This is a genomic window from Rathayibacter sp. AY1B4, assembly GCF_002932815.1.
Classification (GTDB): domain Bacteria; phylum Actinomycetota; class Actinomycetes; order Actinomycetales; family Microbacteriaceae; genus Rathayibacter.
Window position 1 is genome coordinate 50,735 of sequence record NZ_PSWN01000005.1, and the last position, 21,449, is coordinate 72,183.

Here is a 21,449-nt window from a genome sequence, read left to right on the forward strand (position 1 = left end):
CCGAGCAGCCCGACCCGATGATCCCCGCCGCCACCGCCCGGCTGCGCTTCCGTGAGATGACCGCCGAGGACCTCCCCGACATGGCGGACCTGCTCGGCGACCCGGTCGTGATGCGGTACTACCCCGGGCCGAAGGACCGCGAGCAGGCAGCCGCCTGGATCGAGTGGAACCGGCGCAACTACCGCGAGCACGGCTTCGGGCTGTGGATCGTCGAGACCCTCGACGGCGAGTTCGTCGGCGACTGCGGGTTGACCTGGCAGCGCGTCGACGGCGGGATCGAGCTCGAGGTCGGCTACCACGTGCGGGCCGGTCTGCACGGCCGCGGCTACGCCACCGAGGCGGCTGCGGCCTGCCGCGACCTCGCGCTCGCCCACCGCCTCGCGAGACGACTCGTGGCGCTCGTGCACCCGGACAACGCCGCCTCGAGGCGCGTCGCCGAGAAGACCGGCCTCCGCGTGATCGCCGAGGACCGCGACGGCGGCGGACTCGTCCGCACCGTGCTCGGGATGCCGCTCGTCGGGCCCGGGCGCCGGCCTCGGGAACGCTGACCGAACGCCTCCGACGGCTCCGGACCATCGCGCGCGGAGCAGGCCCTGAGCTGGAGCAGATCCTGAGCTAGATCCGGTCCTCCAGCGCCGCGATCAGCGCCGCGCGGTCCTCACGGAGGATCGAGGCCCCGCCCCCCGGCACGGTCCGCACCTCGACGCCGCGGCCGGCGAGGACGCCGCCCAGCGAGCCGTGGCCCAGCGGGTCCTCCGGCATCACGGCGAGCGTCGCCACGGGGAACGTCTCGGGGGCCTCGGCCGCACCCCGTGCCGTCAGCCCGCCGGCGGAGTCCTGCTCCCAGAGCGCGTGGGCCGACACGTCGAGCTCGATCTGCTCGTCCGTCCAGATCGGGTGGCGGTGGCGGAGGGAGTCGGCGTCGCCCTTCTCGACGTGCGCGACCGAGCCGCCGCGGTGGAGCGCGCTCGTCAGTCCCCGGGCGTCCGAGAACGCGGGGTCGAGCAGGACGAGCCGGTCGGCGCCGTACTCGGGGGCGAGCCGGGCGGCGACGACGGCGCCGAGGCCGTGGCCGATGACGAGGTCGGGGGTCTGCAGCACCGAGGCGCGGACGTCCGACGCCCAGCGCTCCGGCGAGTACACGGGCGATGCCGGCGAGCCGCCGTGACCGGCGAGATCGGGGGCCACCACGCGGTAGCCGTGCTCGTGCAGCGTCGGGACCAGGGCGTACCAGATCCGGGAGTCGGAGCCGAGGCCGTGGAGGAGGAGCGCCGTCCGCTCGCCCGTTCCGCCGTAGTCGCGGACGAACAGCGCCAGCGGCTCGGCCGGCGCGGCGGCCAGCGCCTTCCGCTCGGCGCGGGTCGGCTCGAGCACGAGGGTGTTGCCGAACGCCTGCGGTGCCGGCCCGAACGCGTCGCGCGCGCTCTGGATCACCTTGCGGCCCAGCATCGCGTTGCCGACGCCGCCCAGTGCCGCTCCGATCCCGAACGGCATCGCCCGGCCGACCAGGCCCGCGCCCTGCTGGGCGAGGAAGTGCTTGGCGAAGGACTTCTTCGCGCGGTCCGCCAGCTCGCCCACGAGGAAGGACGGCAGGCCCTTCGTGACCACGGAGCCCCAGTACTGGTTGAGGCCGCTGCCCCCGCCGACGGCCTGCCCGGCCACCTGGCGCACCATCTCGCTGCCGGAGGAGCCCATCATCAGCGTGAGCACGAGGGCCCGCGCGCGGTCCGGGTCCTCGAGCGGGATCCCGTGCACCTCCGTCACCGACTGCGCGAAGAGCGCGCTCGCCTCCAGGAACCCCGCCGCTCCCGCGCCGGAGAGGGCCACCGAGGCGGCCGTGCCGATGCCGGGGACGACGGCGGTCGCCCCGATCGCCGCGCCTCCCGCGGCCACGCTCGAGAGGTACTGCCGCTCGAGCGACGTGATGATCTGCTCCGGAGTCGCCCCGGGACGCCGGCGCCGCAGCAGGCGGATGTTCGCCAGCACGGCCGGGCGCTGCACCGCGAGGAGCCGGTCGAGCAGCTTCGCCAGCTGAGCGTTCTCGGAGCCGTCGGCCTGCTCCACCTCGCCGGCCCTCTCCACGGCGCGCTCGCGCTTGCGGTCCTTCTGGGCCATGTCGTGCACTCCTGCGTCCTCGGGCGCCGCGTGCGGGAGGGGTCAGTCGTCGGAGACGGTGCCCTGGACGGGCGGGCCCTCGGCCGGCGCCGTGCTGCTCCGCGGTGTCGGCGCGTAGTCCTCAGCGTAACGCGCGAGCACCTCCTCGATCGGCGCGTCCAGCACCAGGCGGCCCTTGTCCAGGTAGAGGCCGCGCGTGCAGAAGCGGCGGAGGTCGCGCTCATTGTGCGAGACGAAGAAGAGGGTGCGGCCGGAGGCGAGCAGCTCCTCGATCCGCGCGTAGCACTTCTCGCGGAACGCCCTGTCGCCGACCGCGAGCACCTCGTCCACCAGGATGATCGGCTCCTCGAGCCGCGACACGACGGAGAAGGCGATGCGCACCTTCATCCCGCTCGAGAGGTGCTTGTAGGGGGTGTCGAGGAAGTCGCCGATCTCGGCGAACTCGATGATCGAGTCGAAGCGCGCGTCGACCTCGCGCTTGGACATCCCGTGGAGACCCGCGGTCAGGTAGACGTTCTCGCGGACGCTCAGGTCGGCCACGAAGCCGCCGGTGATCTCGATGAGCGGAGCGACGCCCCCGCGCACCTCCACCGCGCCCTCGTCCGGCAGCACCACGCCGGCGACGAGCTTGAGCAGCGTCGACTTCCCCTGACCGTTCCGGCCGACGACACCGATCGCCTCGCCCGCCCGCACCTGCACGTCGAGCCCGCGCAGCGCCCAGTATTCGCCGGGCCGCGAGCGGCGGGAGCGGCCGGCGAAGAGGTCCTTGAAGGAGCGGCGGCCCCGCCGGTTGCGGCGGAAGCGGATCCCGAGGCCGCGGCACTCGATGACCACCGGGGCGTCGGCCATCACAGCTCCTTCAGCACCGCGCGCTCGGAGCGGCGGAAGACGACGAGGCCCAGCGCCAGCACGAGCACCGAGAGGCCCGCGGAGGCGAGGATGAGCGGGACGTCGAGCTCGCTCTCGAAGAACGCGGAGCGGTAGAGGGCGAAGATTCCGCTGAGCGGGTTGAGCGCCGCGAGCGGCCGGATCTGCTCCGGCAGGTTGGCCGTGGAGTAGATGATCGGCGACGCGTAGAAGAGGAACCGGAGCACGAGCTTCACGGCCCGCTCCAGATCGCGGAAGAACACCACGAGCGGGGCCACCAGCAGACCCACGCCGAGCGTGAGCACCGCCTGCAGCAGGATCGCCACGGGGAACAGCAGCGCCGCCCAGGTCAGGTGCGCGCCGGCGATCACGGCGAAGAGCACCAGCACCGGCAGGCTCGCCACGAACTCGATGCCCTTCGAGAGCACGATCCGCCCGACCCAGATGGTCCGCGGGATCGACGTCGACCGCACCAGCTTCGCCTCGCGGAGGAACGCGCGGGTCGCGTCGGAGGTCGCCTGGTTGAACCACATCCACGGCAGCAGGCCTGCGAGCAGGAAGACGATGTACGGGTCCTCGCCGACGGTCCGCTGGAAGACGACGGTGAAGACGAAGAAGTAGATGCCCGACATCACGAGCGGGTCGAGAACCGACCAGACGTAGCCGAGCGCGCTCGTGGCGTACCGGACGGTGAGGTCGCGCCTGGTCAGCAGCCAGAGGGAGTGACGGTAGCGCCAGGCCCGGGAGCGCCGGTGGCGCAGGGCCGTCTCGGTCGCGAGGGTGTCGGCCGTGCTCACTGCGCGACTCCTCCCGTCGGCTCCGCTCGAGCCGGGGGAGGAGCCGGGAGCGTCAGACGAAGAGGTTCGCGCGCTCGAGGTCCTCGGCGAAGTCCACCTCGACGGCGTAGAGGTCGGAGATGTCCATCGGCTCGACGAGCAGGCGGTCCTGCTCGATCGCCAACTCTATGCCACGCTCGAAGTAGTCCAGGGCGTCGACCCGGGCGAGCTGGCGCACCAGCGCGGCCTTGTCGGAGGCGGACACGTAGTTGATCCCGACCGCCTCGCCGAGGCCGCCGCGCACCGTCTTGGAGAGCTCCTGGATGAAGCCCTCGGCGCTCGTCGTGTACTTGACCTCCTCGTCCGACACCTTCGAGGTGTTGACGGTGACGAAGGAGACGTCCTTCGCGATCAGCGCGGCCGCCCGGTCGAGGATGCGCGGGTCGAAGACGACGTCGCCGTTCATCCACAGCACGCCGCCCTGCCCGCTCGCCTGCAGCGCGCGGAGGAGGCTCTTGGAGGTGTTGGTCTGGTCGTACTGCTCGTTGTAGACGAACGTCGCCGAGGGGAAGGCCTCGATGATGTGCTCGAGCTTGTAGCCGACGACGATGCTCACCGGGACCTTCGTGCCGAAGGCGTGGTGGATGTTGTCGAACTGCTGCTGCATGATCGTGCGCCCGTCGCTGAGCGGCGTGAGCGGCTTGGGGAGGGAGCGGCCGAGCCGGCTGCCCATCCCTGCGGCGAGGATGACGACGGTGGCGGGGCTGCTGCTCGTCGAACCTGTGTGCATCATCGTGTGTTCTCCTCGAATTAACCGCTGCGTCTCGATCTGATCGACTCCTCGGGTAGAGACCTAGTGTACAGTTCACGCCCCCCGGGGCCAGGGTGGTTGACCTCTCGCCGTGTCGCCGGGTGTCGGCGCGGGCGCCGGGGGCCTGCGGGCGAGTTGGTACCGTAGCCGGATGACGTCCGTGACGAACGCCGAGCCCGCTGAGGGTGCCGCGGATCCGGACGGCGCCTCGCCCGTCGTCTTCGAGCTGCACCAGCTGACCCGGACCTTCGGGAGGACGGTGGCGGTCGACCGCATCGACCTGGCCGTCCGCGCGGGGACCTTCTACGGGATCATCGGCCCGAACGGCGCGGGCAAGACCACCACGCTCTCGATGATGACGGGCCTTCTGCGACCCGACACCGGCCGCGTCCTCGTGCACGGCGTCGACGTCTGGAAGGACCCGTCGGCCGCGAAGCCGCTGATCGGGGTCCTGCCCGACCGCCTCCGGCTGTTCGACCGGCTCACCGGCGCCCAGTTCCTCGCCTACTCCGCCGCGCTGCGCGGCATCGACCTCGCCACGGCGAAGCAGCGCACGGTCGAGCTGGCCGAGGCGCTCGGCCTCTCCGACGCGCTGGAGCGCCTGATCTCGGACTACTCCGCGGGGATGGCGAAGAAGGTCGCCCTCGCGGCGGCGATGATCCACGCCCCGCGCGTGCTGGTCCTCGACGAGCCGTTCGAGTCGGTGGACCCGGTCTCCTCGGCCGCCGTGATCACCGTGCTGCGCCGCTTCGTCGAGGGCGGCGGCACCGTCGTCCTCTCCAGCCACGGGCTCGACTTCATCGAGCGCGTCTGCGACGACGTGGCCGTGATCGTCGGCGGGCGCGTGCTCGCCTCCGGGACGGTCGCGGAGGTCGCCGGCACCGCGACGCTGGAGGAGCGCTTCCTCGAGCTCGCGGGCGGCAAGCAGATCGCCGAGGGGCTGCAGTGGCTGCACGACTTCTCCGGCTGAGGATCGACGTCCTCCTGGGCGCGTTCCGCTCCGGGCCCGCGCGCTCGGCCGGCGTCGTCCTGGGCGTGCTCGTGGTCGTCGCGGTGACGGCCCTGCTGATCGGGGCGATCGGCGCGCTGCGCTCCTCGGACGCGGCGGCGGGCGCTCTCGTGACCGCCGGCGGACTCGTCTCCGTCGGCTTCCTGGTGCTGCCCTTCCTGCTCGGCCCGCTCGACCCGATGGATCCGCGCGCGTTCCGCCTCTTCGGCCTTCCGCCGCTCCGCCTCGCCGGGGCGCTCGCCCTGGCCGGCCTCGTCTCGGTCCCCACGCTCGCCCTGCTGGTGGTCGGGCTCGCGAGCGCGCCGCTCGTCCCGGGCGCAGGCGCCTTCGCCGTGGTCGGCCCGCTCCTCGCGGTGGCGACGGCCTCGCTGTTCGCGCGGATCGGCCTCGCCGCCTCCGCCGCCCTCGTCCCCTCCCGGACCGCCCGCGAGCTGCTGGCCGTCCTCGGCCTGGTGCTGATGCTCGGCGGTCCCGCCGCCCTCGGTGCCGCGGCGCTGGTCGACACGGGGGACACCCCGGTGCTCGAGCGCTGGGGTGCGGCGATGGGGGCCACTCCGTTCGGTGCGGCGTGGATGATCGCCCCGGCCGCCCGGACCGGCGACGCGCTCGGCCCGCTCCTGCTGGCCCTGGTGACGCTCGTCGCGGCGGGCGCGGTCTGGTGGCTCGTCGTCCGCCTGCTGACGGAACGCCCCGAGCGCACGCACCGGCCGCCGCGCGGCCTCCGGCTGGGCTGGTTCGACGTCCTCGGCTCGACCCGGACCGGCGCGATCGCGGCGCGCAGCATCACCTACTGGCTCCGGGATCCGCGCTACCAGGCGTCGCTCGTCGCCGTGCCGGTGCTGCCGGTCGCGGCCCTGCTGCTGCTCGCGGTCGTCGGCGTCCCCTTCCCGCTGCTCTCGCTGCTCCCGGTCCCGCTGATCGCGCTGTTCCTCGGCTGGTTCCTGCACAACGACGTCGCCTACGACGGCTCGGCGTTCTGGCTCCACGTGGCCGCGGGCGTCCGCGGCTGGTCGGACCGGCTCGGCCGCGCCTTCCCGACCCTCCTGCTCGGCGTGCCGGTCGTCGTGCTCGGCTCGCTGATCAGCAGCGCGACCTCGGGTCTCCCCGATGCGCTGCCCGTCGTGCTCGCGGTGAACACCTGCCTCCTGCTCGTCCCCGCCGGCGTCGCCAGCGCCGTCTCGGCACGGCTCGCCTATCCGGCTCCGCGCCCGGGCGACAGCGCGTTCACGCAGCCCCAGGCCCCCGGAGCCAGCGGCGCCGGTCCGCAGTCCCTGGCGTTCGGCCTGGGGCTGCTCCTCTCGGCTCCGGCCGTGGTGCTCGGCGTCCGGGCCCTGTTCGTCGACCCGGAGGCGGCGGGCGACGCCGTGCTCGTCGGCTTCGGCAGCGCCGTGGTCGTCTTCGCCCTCGGCGTGCTCCTCGGCGGCCGGCTGTTCGAGCGCCGCGCGACCGAGCTGGTCGCGTTCACCAGCCGCTACTAGCGCCGCCCGATCCGGAGCGCACGGCCGCGGGCCCGGGCTCCGCGCGTAGGATCGTCGGCATGATTCCGCGCGTCCAGAACAGCAGCACCGACCCCCTCGAGGGAGGCGGAGGAACCGCCACGCTCGACCGCGAGCTCGAGGAGCTCCTCAACCAGGAGTCCATCGAGCCGGGCGACCACGAGCGCTTCTCCCACTACGTGCCGAAGGACAAGATCCTCGAGAGCGCCATCACCGGCAAGCCGGTCCGCGCGCTCTGCGGCAAGAAGTGGCTCCCGGGCCGCGACCCGGAGAAGTTCCCGGTGTGCCCGGCCTGCAAGGAGATCTACGCGAAGATGAAGTGAGCTCCCGCCCCGCTCATTCGTAGCGGGTCGGGATGACGGGCTCGCCGCGGCCGAGCCGGAGCGCGTCGATCGGAAGCTCGAGGACCGCGTTCGCGTGGTGCGCGCGGGCTGCCGCCACTCCCTCGATGCCGAGGTGCTCGGGACGGATCGTCCCGTCCTCGATCAGGGGGACGAGCAGCGCCCGCTCGTCCTCGCCGACGGCGCCCTCGGGGCCGGCGCCCACGTGCACGACCTCGGCCTCGGCGACCCCGTCGTCGGAGAGCAGACGGCCGGCGGCCTTCCGTCCGCCGATCGACGCCTTCGAGACCGACTTCTTCGCCACCGCGACCCACTCGCCCGCGTCGTCCTCGTGCGCGACCAGCTTGTAGACCATGCCCGCCGTCGGGTGGCCCGAGCCCGTAGCCACCGAGGTGCCGACGCCGTAGGAGTCGACCGGTGAGGCCGCGAGCGCGGCGATCCCGTACTCGTCGAGGTCGTTGGTGACGGTGATGCGCGTGCCGGTCGCGCCGAGCGCGTCCAGCTGCTGCCGGACGGCGGCCACCTGCTGGGGGAGGTCGCCGGAGTCGATGCGCACAGCGCCGAGGCCGGTGCCGGCGACGCGGACCGCCAGGTCGACGGCGGCCGTCACGTCGTAGGTGTCCACCAGGAGGGTCGTGCCGGAGCCGAGCGCGGCGACCTGCGCGCGGAAGGCCTCCTCCTCCGAGTCGTGGAGGAGCGTGAAGGAGTGCGCGGAGGTGCCCATCGTGGGCACGCCGAAGCTGCGGCCCGCCTCCAGGTTCGAGGAGGCGCCGAATCCGGCGATGTAGGCGGCGCGAGCCGCGGCGACGGCGGACCGCTCACCGGCGCGGCGCGAGCCCATCTCGGCGAGCGGCCGCCCGTCGGCGGCCGAGACCATCCGCGCGGCGGCGCTCGCCACGGCGCTGTCGTGGTTGAGGACGCTGAGCACCAGGGTCTCCAGCAGCACGCCGTCGGCGAAGGGCGCCTCGACGATGAGCACGGGGGAGCCCGGGAGGTAGACCTCGCCCTCGCGGTAGCCCCAGACGTCGCCCCGGAAGCGGTAGTCGGCGAGCCAGTCCAGCGTGCGGGAGTCGACCACGCGGTTCTCGCGGAGCCAGGACAGCTCGTCGTCGCCGAAGCGGAAGCGCGAGATGAGCTCGAGGAGCCGGCCGGTGCCCGCGAGCACGCCGTAGCGGCGTCCGGGCGGGAGGCTCCGGGCGAACACCTCGAACATGCAGCGGCGGTCGGCGGTGCCGCTGCCGAGGGCGCCCTCGACCATCGTGAGCTCGTACCGGTCGGTGAGGAAGGCCGTGGAGTCCATCCGCTCAGTGTTCCACGGCCGCCCCCGCGCGGCCCAGGCGCGGGTGCCGGGGCTTGCGCACGCCGCCGGGCCCGGGAACGGCGTGCGGCCGGGACCGGGCCGCAGGGCGCGGGTAGGCTGTTCCTCCGTGACGGACGCACCGCTGGGCATCTTCGACTCCGGAGTCGGCGGGCTCACCGTCGCCCGCTCCGTGATCGACCAGCTGCAGAACGAGTCGATCGTCTACCTCGGCGACACCGCGCACTCGCCCTACGGCCCCAAGCCGCTCGCCGACGTCCGCGCCTACGCCCTCGACACCCTCGACACGCTGGTCGACCAGGGCGCCAAGCTGCTCGTCATCGCCTGCAACACCGCCTCGGCCGCGATGATGCGCGACGCCCGCGAGCGCTACACGCTCGGCCGCGGCATCCCGGTGATCGAGGTCATCCAGCCCGCCGTCCGCAGCGCTGTCCGCGACACCCGCAACCGCCGCGTCGGCGTGATCGGCACGGTCGGGACGATCCGCTCCCGCGCCTACGACGACGCCTTCGTCGCCGCGCCCGACCTGCAGCTGTTCACCGCCGCCTGCCCGCGCTTCGTCGAGTTCGTCGAGGCGGGAGTCACCTGGAGCGACGAGCTGCTCGCGGTGGCGGAGGAGTACCTCGCGCCGCTCAAGGCCGCGGGGGTCGACACGCTCGTCCTCGGCTGCACCCACTACCCGCTGCTGCGCGGTGCCATCGCGTACGTGATGGGGCCGGACGTCCGCCTCGTCTCGAGCGCCGAGGAGACCGCGCTCGACGTCTACCGCACCCTCGTGGCGCACGGCCTGCAGCGCACCTCCGCCGCGCCTCCGACCTACCGGTGGGAGGAGACGGGCTCGAGCGACTTCGTCCGCCTCGCCCGCCGCTTCCTCGGTCCGGAGGTCTCGAGCGTCGACCTCGTCGAGACCGGCACCATCAACCTGCGCGAGCTCGACCGGGCCGCGCTCCCGCACGATCGAGGGAGACCCGAGTGACCGACAGCACCGCATCGAAGGCCGCGCGCAAGGACGGGCGGGCGCCCGACGAGCTGCGCACCGTGACGATCGAGCGCGGCTGGAGCTCCCAGGCGGAGGGCTCCGCGCTCGTCTCGTTCGGGAACACCAGGGTGCTCTGCACCGCCTCCTTCACGAACGGCGTGCCGCGCTGGCTGCAGGGCAAGGGCAAGGGCTGGGTCACCGCCGAGTACGCGATGCTGCCCCGATCCACCGACTCCCGCATGGACCGCGAGTCGGTCAAGGGGAAGGTCGGCGGGCGCACGCACGAGATCTCGCGGCTGATCGGCCGGAGCCTGCGCGCGGTGGTCGACACGAAGGCGCTCGGCGAGAACACCCTCGTGATCGACTGCGACGTCCTCCAGGCCGACGGCGGCACCCGCACCGCGGCGATCACCGGCGCCTACGTGGCGATGGCCGACGCGATCGAGTGGGCGCGCGGCAAGAAGTACGTGGGGCAGAAGGCGCAGCCGCTGATCGACAGCCTCTCGGCGGTGTCCGTCGGCATCATCGACGGCGTGCCGATGCTCGACCTGGCCTACGTCGAGGACGTGCGCGCCGAGACCGACATGAACGTCGTCGTCACCGGACGCGGCCTGTTCGTCGAGGTGCAGGGCACCGCCGAGGGGGCCCCGTTCGACCGCCGCGAGCTCGACGCCCTGCTCGACCTCGCGGTCGCCGGTGCCTCCGACCTCGCCCGCATCCAGGCCGAAGCGCTCGCCGCGGAGCCCGGAGCGTGAGCCTGGACCTCGTCCTCGCCACGCACAACGCGGGCAAGGTGGAGGAGTTCCGCGCCATGCTGGCCGGCGCGCTCCCCGGAGTCGGCGTCCGCGCCTACGACGGACCCGAGCCCGTCGAGGACGGCGTGAGCTTCGCCGAGAACGCGCTGATCAAAGCGCGCGCGGCGGCGGCGCACACCGGCCTCGTGGCGCTCGCGGACGACTCCGGGATCTGCGTCGACGTCCTCGGCGGCGCGCCGGGCATCTTCTCGGCCCGCTGGTCGGGACGCGCGCACGACGCGACGGCCAACCTCGAGCTCCTCCTGGCGCAGCTGCACGACGTGAAGGCGGAGCACCGCGGTGCGCACTTCAGCTGCACCATCGCCCTCGTGGTGCCGGACTCCGTGCTCCCCGGCGGGCAGGAGACGGTGGTCGAGGGCCGCTGGGACGGCGCGATCGCGACGGCCCCGCGCGGTGCGAACGGCCACGGCTACGACCCGGTGTTCGTCCCCGAGGCCGGGGCGCTCACGGCGGCCGAGCTCGCTCCCGAGCAGAAGAACGCCCGGAGCCACCGCGCCCGCGCCTTCACCGCGCTGCGCGCCGAGCTCGCCGCCCTGTCCGCCCGGCTCTGACCCCGGCGGGTTCCCACCGCGGGATGCCGCTCCGGTGCACGCCTGTCGGCGTGCCGCGTGCCGGAGTGGCGTCCCCCGGAGGCGGAGGTCAGGACTTCGGGTGCTTGTCGTCCAGGGTGTCGGCGTCGAGCACGTAGGCGGCCGACTCGGTCGAGTCGGTCTCGGGGTCGGCGGCGAGCTTCGCCTTGCGCTGCTGCTGGAAGAAGTGGAACAGCGTCGGCACCAGCGCGAGCACGACCGCGCCGATCAGGATCACGTCGATGTAGTGCGAGACGAAGTCGGCGACCGGCGGGATGAAGGCGAGCAGCCATCCGATCAGGGTGACCCCGCTGCCCCAGATCAGGGCGCCGATGAGGTTGTAGAGGCTGTACTTGCGGTAGTTCATGTGAGCCACGCCGGCCGCGATCGGCGCGAAGGTGCGGACGATCGGCACGAAGCGGGCGAGGATCACGGCGAGGCCGCCGAAGCGCTCGAAGAACGCGTTGGTCCGCTTCACGTTCTCGATGCTGAAGAAGCCGGACTCCTTGCGCTCGAAGATGCGCGGGCCGGCCTTGTGCCCGATCAGGTAGCCGACCTCGCCGCCGACGAAGGCCGAGAACCCGACGGCCAGGCAGATGAGCCAGATCGGGACGCCGAGGCCGCCGTTCGACGCGTTCTCGTGCGCCAGCAGGCCCGTGATGATCAGCAGAGTGTCGCCCGGGAAGAGGAAGCCGATCAGCAGTCCGGTCTCGGCGAACACGATGAGGCAGACCACGAGCACGCCCCAGGGGCCGAACGAGGTCAGGATCGTCTCCGGATCGAGCCAGGGGACGAGGGCGGCGTGGTTCAACGGATCTCCAGTCGACGGGGGCCGGTGGCCGGTCGGCGGTCACGCGAGCGCGCTCAGCGTACCGGCCGATCCCGTGCGGAAGGAGGGACTCGAACCCTCACGCCTCTCGGCACAGGAACCTAAATCCTGCGTGTCTGCCATTCCACCACTCCCGCGTGCGGGCTCCAGTGTAGGAGGAGGGCTCCGCGCCTCAGCCGCGGAAAGCCGCCCGGGGGAGGTACCGCGGGATCCAGCGGGCGAGCGCCCCCGCTCCGCCCAGACCGAGCACCCCCATCACGACGGCGGCGAAGGGGAGGGAGACGAGGGCGGTGAGCGCCGACACGACGATCGGGGCGGCGGCGTTGCCCGCGTCACCGGTGAAGCGGAACGCGCCGAGGAACGGGGCCGGATCGGCCGGGGGCGCGAGATCGGCGCCGATGGTCATCAGGATCCCGGAGCCGATGCCGTTCGCGGCCGCGAGCACGCAGGCCACGGCGACGAACCAGGGCACCGGATCGAGGGCGAGCACCGAGGCGGCGAGGGCGAGGTGGCCGAGCCCGAGGCCGATCATCGAGGGGATCGCGGTGGCGCCCCGGCCGAAGCGGTCCATCAGCTGGCCGCCGGCGTAGAAGAGGGCGAAGTCGAGCGCGCCGGCGATGCCGATGATGATCGCGGTGTCGGTCTCGGCGAGCCCGATGCTCACCGCCCAGAGGGGGAGGATCAGCGTCCGGCTCGCCCGCAGCGCCCCGATCACGGCGGCGCCGGTCCCCATCCGAGCGAGGACCCCGCGGTGCTCGCGCAGCGTCCCGAGCAGCGACTGCGGCGACTCCGGGACGGTCGCCGGCGCCTCCGCCGCGACCACCTCGCCCGGGGCTGCGCGGTCGGCGGACGCCTGCGCCCGCCGCAGGACCGTCGCGGGGTCGGGCACGAGCAGCAGGACCACGACCGCCGCCACGCAGCAGACGATGTGCACCCAGAAGACGGACTCGACGGAGCCGGTGAGGTGCACCACCCCGGCCGCCAGGAACGGGCCGATCAGCCAGCCCGCGCGGAACGCCCCGGCGAGGGCGCTGAGCGCGCGGGCGCGGTGCGTGATCGGGACGAACGACGTCATGAACGCGTGGCGCGCCAGCGCGAAGACCGCGGTCGCGAGGCCGATCACGAAGACGCCGATCGTCAGCCCGACCCACGACGTCGAGAGCAGGCACACCACGAGCCCGAGGATCGACGCGGCCGAGGCTCCGAGCATGGCGCCGCGCTCGCCGATCCGCGAGACGATCCAGCCGCTGGGGATGTCGCCCGCCAGCTCGCCGATCATGATCATCCCGGCCACGAGCCCCGCCAGCGCCAGCGTCGCGCCGAGGTCGCCCGCCGCGGCCGGCAGGAGGGGGATGATCGCACCCTCGCCGATGGAGAAGAGGAGGGTGGGGAGGAAGGTCGACAGCAGCAGCGGCCCGACGGGGAAGGGGCGCGGAGCGGTGCTGGTCACCGTCCCCAGGGTACGCCCGGGCCGGAGGGCGGCCCCCGGCCCCCGGTAGTCTGGACGCACCATGCTGGACAACGACTTCACCGAGCAGATCACTGCTCTCCGCTCCACCTTCGCCGACATCCGCGCCGTCATCGACGTGGACGGCCTCCGCTCGAAGATCGCCGAGCTCAGCGAGCAGGCCGGCGCCCCCGACCTGTGGGACGACACGGCCAACGCGCAGAAGGTGACCAGCGCCCTCAGCCACCGCCAGTCCGAGCTCGCGCGGATCACCGCGATCGACCGGCGCCTGGACGACCTCGAGGTGCTCGTCGAGATGGCGAACGAGGCCGAGGACGCCGAGTCCGAGCAGGAGGCGATCGCCGAGCTCTCCTCCCTCCAGAAGGTCATGGGCGAGCTCGAGGTGCAGACCCTGCTCGACGGCGAGTACGACGACCGCCCCGCCGTGGTCACCATCCGCGCGGGAGCGGGCGGCGTCGACGCCTCCGACTTCGCCGAGATGCTGATGCGGATGTACCTCCGCTGGGCCGAGAAGCACAAGTACGCGGCCACCGTCATGGACGCCAGCTACGCGGAGGAGGCGGGCATCAAGTCGGCCACCTTCCAGATCGACGCCCCCTACGCCTTCGGCACGCTCTCGGTCGAGGCCGGCACCCACCGCCTCGTGCGGATGAGCCCCTTCGGCGCCGCGGGCAAGCGCCAGACCTCCTTCGCCGCGGTCGAGGTCATCCCGCTGATGGAGGAGGCCGGGGCGATCGAGATCCCGGACAACGACATCCGCGTGGACGTCTTCCGCTCCTCCGGCCCCGGCGGCCAGTCGGTGAACACCACCGACTCCGCGGTGCGGCTCACCCACCTGCCCACCGGCACCGTCGTGTCGATGCAGAACGAGAAGAGCCAGATCCAGAACCGCGCCGCGGCGATGCGCGTGCTCCAGTCGCGGCTCCTGCTGCTGCAGAAGGAGCAGGAGGCGGCCACCAAGAAGGAGCTCGCCGGCACCATCACCGCGAGCTGGGGCGACCAGATGCGCAGCTACGTCCTCGCTCCGTACCAGATGGTGAAGGACCTGCGCACCGACCACGAGGTCGGCAACCCCTCGCACGTGTTCGACGGCGATCTGGACGGCTTCATCGCCGCCGGGATCCGCTGGCGGAAGTCCTCCTAGCGCGGCGCGGGCGCGTCCCCACCGACGCGCCGCGCGCCCCCTCGGCGGACTCTTCGGGATCGTCGCTTACCCTCGTACCGACATGATTCGCTTCGACAACGTCTCCAAGCAGTATCGGGGCGGCACGAGACCCGCCCTCAACGCCATCGATCTCGAGATCCTCCGGGGCGAGTTCGTCTTCCTCGTCGGCGCCTCCGGCTCCGGCAAGTCGAGCTGCCTCCGCCTGATCCTCAAGGAGGAGCGCCCCTCCTCCGGGTCGATCCACGTGCTCGGGCAGAACCTCGGCAAGATCTCGAGCCGCAAGGTCCCGTACTTCCGCCGCAACATGGGCGTCGTGTTCCAGGACTTCCGGCTGCTGCCGAACAAGTCGGTCTTCGACAACGTCGCGTTCAGCCTCCAGGTGATCGGCAAGTCGAAGGGCTACATCCAGGAGGCCGTCCCGGACACGCTCAAGATGGTGGGTCTCGCGGGCAAGGCGTCGCGCCTGCCCCACGAGCTCTCCGGCGGCGAGCAGCAGCGCGTGGCGATCGCCCGCGCCGTCGTCAACAAGCCGGCCGTCCTGCTGGCCGACGAGCCCACGGGCAACCTCGACCCGACCACGAGCGCCGGCATCATGGCGCTGCTCGAGCGGATCAACGCGGGCGGCACGACCGTGATCATGGCGACCCACGAGGCCGGCATCGTCGACCAGATGAAGCGCCGCGTCATCGAGCTCTCGGCCGGCAGCATCGTCCGCGACGAGAGCCAGGGCGGCTACGGCCAGACCGAGAGCATCACCGTCGTCCACGACGGCGTCGTGGTCGTGGCGGCCGACGACCACGCGGTCGCCGAGCAGCCCGCGCCCCCGGCGATCATCGACAGCGAGCTCGCGCCCGCCGAGGTCCCCGAGATCGACCTGCGCCAGGAGGCCCCGGCCCCGCCGCCCGAGCCGGCCCGCCTCTCGCAGACCGCCGCCCAGCCCCGCGTCCCCGAGGGCCGCCGCTCCGCCGCCGTCGAGCCGGAGCGCGAGCGCGAGCCGGAGCCGGCCGCCGAGCCCGCCGCCGCCCCGCGCGTCGTCGAGCTGCAGAGCCAGACCGGTCCGATCTTCCTCCCCGCCGACAGCGGCGCCCTGCCCGAGGAGTCGCTCGCCGCGCGCCTCGGCCTCCGCGCCCACGCGGGCGAGGGCGACGAGACCGGCGACGACCAGCAGAACGTAGGACCCGTCAAGTGAGATTCGCACTGATCTGGTCGGAGGTCGCCAGCGGCCTCCGGCGCAACGTCTCCATGGTCGTCTCGGTGATCCTGGTGACCTTCATCTCCCTCACCTTCGTCGGCACGGCGATCCTGCTCCAGATGCAGATCGGCCAGATGAAGAACTTCTGGTACGACAAGGCGCAGGTCGCGGTGTACATGTGCACCGCCACCTCCGGCGGCTCGAACTGCAGCGGCTCCGACGCCACCGCCGAGCAGATCGACGCGGTGCAGGGCCAGCTCGAGGGCGCCACGCTCGCGCCGTACATCGACCGCTCCTACTTCGAGGACCACGACCAGGCCTACGCGAACTTCCAGGAGCAGTTCGCGGGCAACCCGGTCGCCGAGTACGTCACTCCCGACCTGCTCAACCAGACCTTCTGGATCAACCTGAAGGACCCGACCCAGTCGGACGTCATCGTGGAGAGCCTGTCGAGCGTCTCGGGAGTCGAGAGCGTCACCGACCAGCGGCAGTACCTCGACCAGATCTTCTCGATCCTCAACGCGGCGAGCTACACGGCGATCGGCATCGCCGTCCTGATGCTCGTCGCGGCCGTGCTGCTCATCGCCACCACGATCCGCCTCTCGGCGTTCTCGCGGAGACGGGAGCTGGGCATCATGCGGCTCGTGGGGGCCTCGAACAGGTTCATCCAGACCCCGTTCATCCTCGAGGGGGTCTTCGCCGCGCTGGTCGGCTCGATCCTCGCGGGAGTCGCGGTGGTCGCCATCGTGCAGGTCTTCGTGCAGGGGTTCCTGGCGTACCGGATCCCGCTGACCTCCTTCGTGGGACTCGACGACGCTCTGATCGTCGTGCCGATCCTGATCGTGGTCGGCATCGTCCTGGCCGCCGTCTCGGCGAACGTCGCGATCGCGCGGTACCTGCGGGTCTGATCCCGGACCGGACGTATACTGGTGGGCTGTCCCGTTCGGGGCGGCCCACCGGTGCATCGCCCCGACGATGCCCGCCCCCTTCATCCGCTCGCGACCCGAGGAGCAGCCGTGCCCAGAGAACAGGGACAGAAGGTCGTCGCGACCAACCGCAAGGCGCGCCACGACTACCTCATCGAGGACACCTACGAGGCGGGCCTCGTGCTCACCGGCACCGAGGTGAAGTCCCTCCGGGCCGGCCGAGCCTCGCTGGTCGACGGCTACGCGTTCGTCGACGGGGGAGAGGCGTGGCTCGACGCCGTCCACATCAACGAGTGGGCCCAGGGCACCTGGACGAACCACCCGCCGCGCCGCAAGCGCAAGCTGCTGCTGCACAAGGCGCAGATCCTCAAGATCCACAACAAGGTGAAGGAGGGCGGGTACACGCTGATCCCGCTCTCGCTGTACTTCAGCGACGGCAAGGCCAAGGTCGAGCTTGCCGTGGCCAAGGGCAAGAAGGACTACGACAAGCGCCAGGTCCTCCGAGAGCGCCAGGACCGCCGCGAGGCGGACCGTGCGATGTCGACCCGCCGCCGCCTCGGCGAGTAGGCCCCGGCGGGCACTGTCCGACGGGTGCCGCGCAAGCCTCTTCTTCGCGCCCCGTGCTTTGGGAGACTGGGGCGCGTGACCTCCCCCGAGAACAGCGCCCCCGCCGCCCTGAGCGCCGCCGACGAGAAGACGCGGTGGCGCGCCTTCGCGGTGAGCGTCGGAGTCGCGGCCATCACGATCCTCGACCTCTCGAAGGTCAACGTCGGCCTGCCGTCGATCGAGCGCTCGCTCGGAGCGGACGCGAGCCAGCTGCAGCTGATCGTCGCGGGCTACGCGCTCGCCTTCGGACTGGCGCTCGTGCCGGCCGGTCGGCTGGGCGACATCCGCTCGCGCCGCCTGCTGTTCCTCATCGGGCTGACCGCGTTCACGGTGACGAGCCTGCTCTGCGCGCTCGCGCCGTCGATCGAGCTGCTCGTCGTCGCGCGCTTCCTGCAGGGCGTCGCCGCGGGCATCCAGATGCCTCAGGTCCTCGGGCTGGTGCAGCAGATGTTCACCGGCGCCGAGCGGGCCCGGGCCTTCGGGGTCTTCGGCGCGACCATCGGCCTGTCGACCGCCTTCGGCCCGACCCTCGGCGGCCTCCTGATCGCGATCGGCGGCGAGCAGGACGGCTGGCGCCTGCTGTTCTGGATGAACATCCCGCTGGGCGTCGCCGCGCTGGTCTTCGCCTGGAAGCTCATCCCGAAGAAGCGCTCGCGGCCCGAGGGGGACCGGTCCCTCGACCCGGTCGGCCTGCTCCTGCTGGCGGTCGCGATCTTCGCGTTCATGCTGCCGTTCCTGCTGACCACGGGCTCCTCCTCGGACTCGCCCTACCGCTGGTTCTGGCTGGTCCTCGCCGCGGCCGCCGCCGCCGTCTTCGTGCGCTGGGAGGCGCACTACGCCGCGTCGGGGCGGACGCCCGTCATCGACTTCCGCATCTTCCGGACCAGCTCCTACCGCAACGGCATCCTGGTCGCGACCTCCTACTTCGCCGCGATCCCGGCGACCTTCCTCCTCACGACGCTCTTCCTCCAGCAGGGGCTCGGCCTCGAGCCGGTGTTCGCCGGCATGGTGAGCATCCCGTTCGCGCTGACCTCGGCGGTGACCGCCTGGTACGGCGGCAAGCTCGTGCAGCGCTACGGCCGCGCACTGGTGGTGCTCGGCATCGTGCTCGTGGTCATCGGCTTCACGCTCGTGCTGCTCGCCGCCGAGCTCCTCCCGGCCGAGACCGCGGCCTACGGCATGGGTGCCGCGATGCTCGTCGCCGGGGCCGGCGGCGGCTTCGTCGTGTCGCCGAACCAGACGCTCACCCTCGCCGAGATCCCGCCGGCGCAGGGCGGCGTGGCGGGCTCCGTGGGCCAGCTCGGCCAGCGCGTGGGCACCGCGGTCGGCACCGCCTGCGCCTCCGCCGTCTTCTTCGCGACGCTGGCGAGCGAGCAGGGGATGGCGGAGGGGCTGGACCGCTACCACGACGCCTTCCGCAACGGCTACTTCGTCACCCTCGGGCTGATCGCGCTCGCGCTCGTGCTGGGTCTGCTCGATCTGCGCCGCCGCCGGGTGACCGCCCGCGGAGCTGAGGTAGACTAGGACTCGTAACTCCACAGTGTGCGACGAACGACCCACTCCAGCGGCCTCCGGGCCGTCGAGTGCTCGCGGGGATGATCGGTTTCGACATTGCCTGCGAAACTGCGAGAAGCGGGTCGAGGATCCAGGGTCATCTCGTCAACGATCCCTGGAAAACACAGGTGCCGAACAGAAGCGCACCGACTTCGCTCTCGCTGCCTAAGCCAGAGTAGATAGTCCGTCAGCCCGTGGGTGCGTCCTCGCCCCGGATCCTGGCGTCATCTAGAGGACTTGCTGCGTCGTTACGCCTGAGGGCGACGCGGGACTTGCACTCGGGCTGGGCCCGTCGACCGATGCGCCGATGGTAACGGTCGGGGCCGAGCAGAACGCTCTCATCGGCTACACCCGTAGAAGGCGCAGAATCACAGCGATGGACGGGGGTTCGATTCCCCCCATCTCCACCACCGGTCGTCGTCGCACACTGGGAGCTCCGCTCCGCCGCCCTCACGACGGTCGCACGTCGAGCTGTCTGATCCGCCCGTAGAGGGTGAGCATCGCCAGCCGGTCGTCGTCGTCGTGCGCCGGGCCGGCGAGAGCCTGCGGCGGGGCCCAGTCCCGGTAGAGCACGCCCGGCGCCAGCACGGCGATGGCGGTGCCGGCCGGGTAGTGGGCGCTGCGGTCCACCGGCAGCTCGGCGAACGCGTCGGGCAGGAGCCGGTGCAGCACGTCCAGCAGAGGACGGAGGCGTACTGCTCGCGCCTCGTGCACGGAGAGGGTCACGGCGTTCATCGCGGCGAGCGCGGCCACCAGGTGCTCGGCGGCGGCGTCGTCGTCGCACCGCTCGGTGACCAGCAGCGAGACCACCCCGCGCGGCTTCAGCCAGCCGAGCGTGGCGGCCTCGGCGTCGCCGTCCACCGAGACGACGCGGTCGGAGGCGTGGGCGTAGTCGTGCAGGAGCCGCGACCAGACGTCGCCCGGGCCGGGCCCGTCGACCTGCGCGACCGCCTCCGCCGCGGCGAGCAGGGAGCTCTGCCGGTGGAGCCTCGGGAACAGGCTGTCCGCCGGTCCCCAGTGCTGCTCGGCCGTGCGCGAGCGCTCGGGGGGTTCCTGATCGTGCCGGTCCTGCATGTCGACTCCTGAGCCGCCGGTCTCCGCGCCCCCTCGCGCCTGCCGGTCGTCCCTTCACCCTGCGCTCCGCCGGAGCGCGTGTCAATGAGCCGAACGGGGGTCGATCGGAGCCGTGGTCAGCGAGCGGAGCCGAAGAGGCTGCCGGTGGTGGAGTCGTCGGCCGGATCGAGGACCGCGCAGACGATCGTGCGGTCTCCATGGCGCCAGCCGACCTCGGAGGGGACGAGCGAGCGGTACTCGAGGGCGGAGTCGCCGTAGGCGATCCCCATCACGGCGCCGAACTCCGGCTCGCAGCCCGCCTCGGCCTGGGCGAGCAGCGTGTTGCGGCTGGTGTAGCGGTCTCCGGGCTGCGCGAACGTGTGGAAGACCTCCAGTTCGTGCTCCTCGGCGCACGGGACGACGTCCACGTCGGCGATGCGGTCGTCGCCCGGGTCGGCCAGGCAGTCGCCGCGCCGCAGCGAGAACACGTCGGTGACGCCGGCGGTCGCCACCGTGCCGCCCTCGTCACGCACGGCCTCCGGGCCGTCCGGCCCGACGACGGAGGAGCAGCCCGAGAGGAGCAGGAGGAGCGCCGCCGAGGCGAGCGCGGCCGTCCGGCTCCTCATCGCGGCGCCACGATCGCGAGCACCTCGTCGTGCAGCAGGCCGTTGGTGGCGACGGCGCTGCCGTGCCACGGCCCGTCCTCCCCGTCGGCGGAGGTGAAGCGGCCGCCCGCCTCCTGCACGATCGGCACCAGGGCGGCCAGGTCGTAGGGCTTCACGTCGAACTCGCCCGCACCGTCGAGGAGACCCTCGGCGACGAGCATGTAGGGCCACGCGTCCCCGTACGCCCGGTCGCGCCAGACGGCGCCGGCGAGCTCGAGCAGCTGCGGGAGACGGCCCGCGCCCTCCCACTGCTGGATGCTGTTGTAGCTGAAGGTCGCCGAGGCGAGCGTGTCGATCCCCGAGACGCGCAGCGGTCGCGGCTCGGCCCCGGCCTCCAGCTCGACGGCCCAGGCGCCGGAGCCCTCGGCCGCCCACCAGCGCGTGCCGAGAGCGGGAGCGGAGACGACTCCGACGACGGGGACGCCGTCGACCGCGAGCGCGATCAGGGTCGCCCAGATCGGGACGCCGCGGAGGAAGTGGGCGGTGCCGTCGATCGGGTCGAGGATCCACTGCCGCGAGGCCTCGCCCGAGGTGCCGAACTCCTCGCCGAGGATCGCGTCGTCCGGACGCTCGGCGGCGAGCAGCGCGCGGATCGCCTCCTCGACGGCGCGGTCGGCGTCGGTGACCGGGGTCCGGTCGAGCTTCGTGTCCACGACGAGGTCGAGCGCGCCGAACCGCTCCCGCGAGATCGCATCGGCCGCGTCCGCCAGGCGGAGGGCGAGTCGGAGGTCGTCGTCGAAGCTCTGGTCACTGCTCTGCGGGGTCACGCGACCACGATACCGGTGGGTCCCGCGGAGCCTCCGATCGCTGCCGCGGGCGTTCCGTCGCACTCGATTTGACGAGACGGGGGGAGACGCTGGTAATGTGATCCCTCGGTTCGGGACGCACGATCAGC

General features: G+C 72.4%; 22 protein-coding genes, 1 tRNA gene and 1 other RNA gene. 13 read left to right on the plus strand and 11 right to left on the minus strand.

Translation table 11 applies throughout. From position 1 onward, the window contains the following. Positions 1-17 precede the first annotated feature (17 nt). Complete coding sequence (locus tag C5D66_RS04570; protein ID WP_104326799.1) at positions 18-548, plus strand: GNAT family N-acetyltransferase; 531 nt, start codon at positions 18-20, stop codon at positions 546-548. A 67-nt stretch (positions 549-615) separates the two neighbouring features. Here the strand turns inward: C5D66_RS04570 and C5D66_RS04575 are convergent, their stop codons facing one another. The 4 genes from C5D66_RS04575 to C5D66_RS04590 are packed head-to-tail and all read right to left on the minus strand — an operon-like array spanning position 616 to position 4,551. Further along, positions 616-2,115, minus strand: a complete 1,500-nt coding sequence (locus C5D66_RS04575; RefSeq protein WP_104326800.1) for an alpha/beta hydrolase — start codon at positions 2,113-2,115, stop codon at positions 616-618. Between the two features lie 42 nt (positions 2,116-2,157). Next, positions 2,158-2,964, minus strand: a complete 807-nt coding sequence (locus C5D66_RS04580) for an ABC transporter ATP-binding protein (protein WP_104326801.1) — start codon at positions 2,962-2,964, stop codon at positions 2,158-2,160. After that, positions 2,964-3,779 (minus strand): ABC transporter permease, encoded by an 816-nt coding sequence (locus C5D66_RS04585; protein WP_374953537.1) that lies wholly within the window; start codon positions 3,777-3,779, stop codon positions 2,964-2,966. Before C5D66_RS04585 ends, C5D66_RS04580 begins: the two co-directional genes overlap by 1 nt. 52 nt (positions 3,780-3,831) lie before the next feature. Continuing rightward, on the minus strand, positions 3,832-4,551 hold the full coding sequence (locus C5D66_RS04590; protein WP_258063830.1) for a phosphocholine cytidylyltransferase family protein: 720 nt from the start codon (positions 4,549-4,551) through the stop codon (positions 3,832-3,834). Positions 4,552-4,720: 169 nt separating this feature from the next. On the opposite strand from C5D66_RS04590, the gene C5D66_RS04595 reads away from it, so the two are divergent. From C5D66_RS04595 to C5D66_RS04605, 3 genes are read left to right on the plus strand one after another with little or no spacing between them, the layout of a single operon-like run. Next, entirely contained in the window at positions 4,721-5,539 is an 819-nt protein-coding gene (locus C5D66_RS04595) for an ABC transporter ATP-binding protein (RefSeq protein WP_104223570.1), read from the plus strand. Then, positions 5,515-7,056, plus strand: coding sequence for an ABC transporter permease (locus C5D66_RS04600; protein WP_104326802.1), 1,542 nt, complete (start codon positions 5,515-5,517; stop codon positions 7,054-7,056). The genes C5D66_RS04595 and C5D66_RS04600 overlap by 25 nt, the downstream gene beginning before the upstream one ends. A 59-nt stretch (positions 7,057-7,115) precedes the next feature. After that, positions 7,116-7,397 (plus strand): DUF3039 domain-containing protein, encoded by a 282-nt coding sequence (locus C5D66_RS04605; RefSeq protein WP_104223568.1) that lies wholly within the window; start codon positions 7,116-7,118, stop codon positions 7,395-7,397. Between the two features lie 13 nt (positions 7,398-7,410). Here the strand turns inward: C5D66_RS04605 and C5D66_RS04610 are convergent, their stop codons facing one another. Further along, a complete protein-coding gene (locus C5D66_RS04610) occupies positions 7,411-8,715 on the minus strand; it encodes a nicotinate phosphoribosyltransferase (protein ID WP_104326803.1) in 1,305 nt (434 codons plus the stop codon). Positions 8,716-8,842: 127 nt separating this feature from the next. On the opposite strand from C5D66_RS04610, the gene murI reads away from it, so the two are divergent. Genes murI through rdgB form a run of 3 tightly spaced genes read left to right on the plus strand, consistent with a single transcriptional unit; the run spans position 8,843 to position 11,078 of the window. Continuing rightward, complete coding sequence (gene murI, locus C5D66_RS04615; protein ID WP_104223566.1) at positions 8,843-9,709, plus strand: glutamate racemase; 867 nt, start codon at positions 8,843-8,845, stop codon at positions 9,707-9,709. Next, positions 9,706-10,467, plus strand: a complete 762-nt coding sequence (gene rph, locus C5D66_RS04620; RefSeq protein ID WP_104326804.1) for a ribonuclease PH — start codon at positions 9,706-9,708, stop codon at positions 10,465-10,467. The genes murI and rph overlap by 4 nt, the downstream gene beginning before the upstream one ends. Further along, positions 10,464-11,078, plus strand: coding sequence for an RdgB/HAM1 family non-canonical purine NTP pyrophosphatase (rdgB, locus tag C5D66_RS04625; protein ID WP_104223564.1), 615 nt, complete (start codon positions 10,464-10,466; stop codon positions 11,076-11,078). The genes rph and rdgB overlap by 4 nt, the downstream gene beginning before the upstream one ends. Before the next feature lie 88 nt (positions 11,079-11,166). Here rdgB and C5D66_RS04630 read toward each other — a convergent pair whose 3' ends face one another. The 3 genes from C5D66_RS04630 to C5D66_RS04640 all read right to left on the minus strand — a co-directional run bounded on the left by C5D66_RS04630 (position 11,167) and on the right by C5D66_RS04640 (position 13,375). Then, entirely contained in the window at positions 11,167-11,907 is a 741-nt protein-coding gene (locus C5D66_RS04630; protein ID WP_104238166.1) for a DedA family protein, read from the minus strand. A gap of 74 nt (positions 11,908-11,981) precedes the next feature. Further along, a tRNA-Leu gene (locus tag C5D66_RS04635) sits at positions 11,982-12,062 on the minus strand. A gap of 35 nt (positions 12,063-12,097) precedes the next feature. Then, positions 12,098-13,375, minus strand: a complete 1,278-nt coding sequence (locus tag C5D66_RS04640; RefSeq protein WP_258063829.1) for an MFS transporter — start codon at positions 13,373-13,375, stop codon at positions 12,098-12,100. Positions 13,376-13,436: 61 nt separating this feature from the next. Between C5D66_RS04640 and prfB the strand changes: the two genes are divergently transcribed. The 6 genes from prfB to ssrA all read left to right on the plus strand — a co-directional run bounded on the left by prfB (position 13,437) and on the right by ssrA (position 19,246). Further along, on the plus strand, positions 13,437-14,537 hold the full coding sequence (prfB, locus tag C5D66_RS04645) for a peptide chain release factor 2 (RefSeq protein ID WP_104226967.1): 1,101 nt from the start codon (positions 13,437-13,439) through the stop codon (positions 14,535-14,537). An 82-nt stretch (positions 14,538-14,619) separates the two neighbouring features. Next, entirely contained in the window at positions 14,620-15,747 is a 1,128-nt protein-coding gene (gene ftsE, locus C5D66_RS04650; protein ID WP_104256030.1) for a cell division ATP-binding protein FtsE, read from the plus strand. Then, entirely contained in the window at positions 15,744-16,658 is a 915-nt protein-coding gene (ftsX, locus tag C5D66_RS04655; protein WP_104223559.1) for a permease-like cell division protein FtsX, read from the plus strand. The genes ftsE and ftsX overlap by 4 nt, the downstream gene beginning before the upstream one ends. Before the next feature lie 108 nt (positions 16,659-16,766). After that, the gene (gene smpB, locus C5D66_RS04660; protein WP_104223558.1) at positions 16,767-17,243 is read left to right on the plus strand and encodes an SsrA-binding protein SmpB; all 477 of its coding nucleotides are present in this window, start codon (positions 16,767-16,769) and stop codon (positions 17,241-17,243) included. 75 nt (positions 17,244-17,318) lie between these two features. Continuing rightward, positions 17,319-18,806, plus strand: coding sequence for an MFS transporter (locus C5D66_RS04665; protein WP_104223557.1), 1,488 nt, complete (start codon positions 17,319-17,321; stop codon positions 18,804-18,806). A gap of 67 nt (positions 18,807-18,873) precedes the next feature. Continuing rightward, positions 18,874-19,246, plus strand: a transfer-messenger RNA (tmRNA) gene (gene ssrA, locus C5D66_RS04670). Positions 19,247-19,286: 40 nt separating this feature from the next. On the opposite strand, the gene C5D66_RS04675 is transcribed toward ssrA, so the two are convergent. The 3 genes from C5D66_RS04675 to C5D66_RS04685 form a co-directional block, all read right to left on the minus strand. After that, entirely contained in the window at positions 19,287-19,910 is a 624-nt protein-coding gene (locus C5D66_RS04675; protein WP_104256029.1) for a hypothetical protein, read from the minus strand. Positions 19,911-20,026: 116 nt separating this feature from the next. Further along, positions 20,027-20,515, minus strand: a complete 489-nt coding sequence (locus C5D66_RS04680) for a septum formation family protein (RefSeq protein WP_104233204.1) — start codon at positions 20,513-20,515, stop codon at positions 20,027-20,029. Beyond that, a complete protein-coding gene (locus C5D66_RS04685) occupies positions 20,512-21,321 on the minus strand; it encodes an inositol monophosphatase family protein (RefSeq protein WP_104223554.1) in 810 nt (269 codons plus the stop codon). The genes C5D66_RS04680 and C5D66_RS04685 overlap by 4 nt, the downstream gene beginning before the upstream one ends. Between the last annotated feature and the right edge of the window lie 128 nt (positions 21,322-21,449).

Coding starts and splice junctions, on each gene's coding strand:
- C5D66_RS04570 (WP_104326799.1), top strand. CDS start 18: ATGATCCCCGCCGCCACCGCCCGGCTGCGCTTCCGTGAGATGACCGCC.
- C5D66_RS04575 (WP_104326800.1), bottom strand. CDS start 2,115: ATGGCCCAGAAGGACCGCAAGCGCGAGCGCGCCGTGGAGAGGGCCGGC.
- C5D66_RS04580 (WP_104326801.1), bottom strand. CDS start 2,964: ATGGCCGACGCCCCGGTGGTCATCGAGTGCCGCGGCCTCGGGATCCGC.
- C5D66_RS04590 (WP_258063830.1), bottom strand. CDS start 4,551: ATGATGCACACAGGTTCGACGAGCAGCAGCCCCGCCACCGTCGTCATC.
- C5D66_RS04595 (WP_104223570.1), top strand. CDS start 4,721: ATGACGTCCGTGACGAACGCCGAGCCCGCTGAGGGTGCCGCGGATCCG.
- C5D66_RS04605 (WP_104223568.1), top strand. CDS start 7,116: ATGATTCCGCGCGTCCAGAACAGCAGCACCGACCCCCTCGAGGGAGGC.
- C5D66_RS04610 (WP_104326803.1), bottom strand. CDS start 8,715: ATGGACTCCACGGCCTTCCTCACCGACCGGTACGAGCTCACGATGGTC.
- prfB (WP_104226967.1), top strand. CDS start 13,437: ATGCTGGACAACGACTTCACCGAGCAGATCACTGCTCTCCGCTCCACC.
- ftsE (WP_104256030.1), top strand. CDS start 14,620: ATGATTCGCTTCGACAACGTCTCCAAGCAGTATCGGGGCGGCACGAGA.
- C5D66_RS04675 (WP_104256029.1), bottom strand. CDS start 19,910: ATGCAGGACCGGCACGATCAGGAACCCCCCGAGCGCTCGCGCACGGCC.
- C5D66_RS04680 (WP_104233204.1), bottom strand. CDS start 20,515: ATGAGGAGCCGGACGGCCGCGCTCGCCTCGGCGGCGCTCCTCCTGCTC.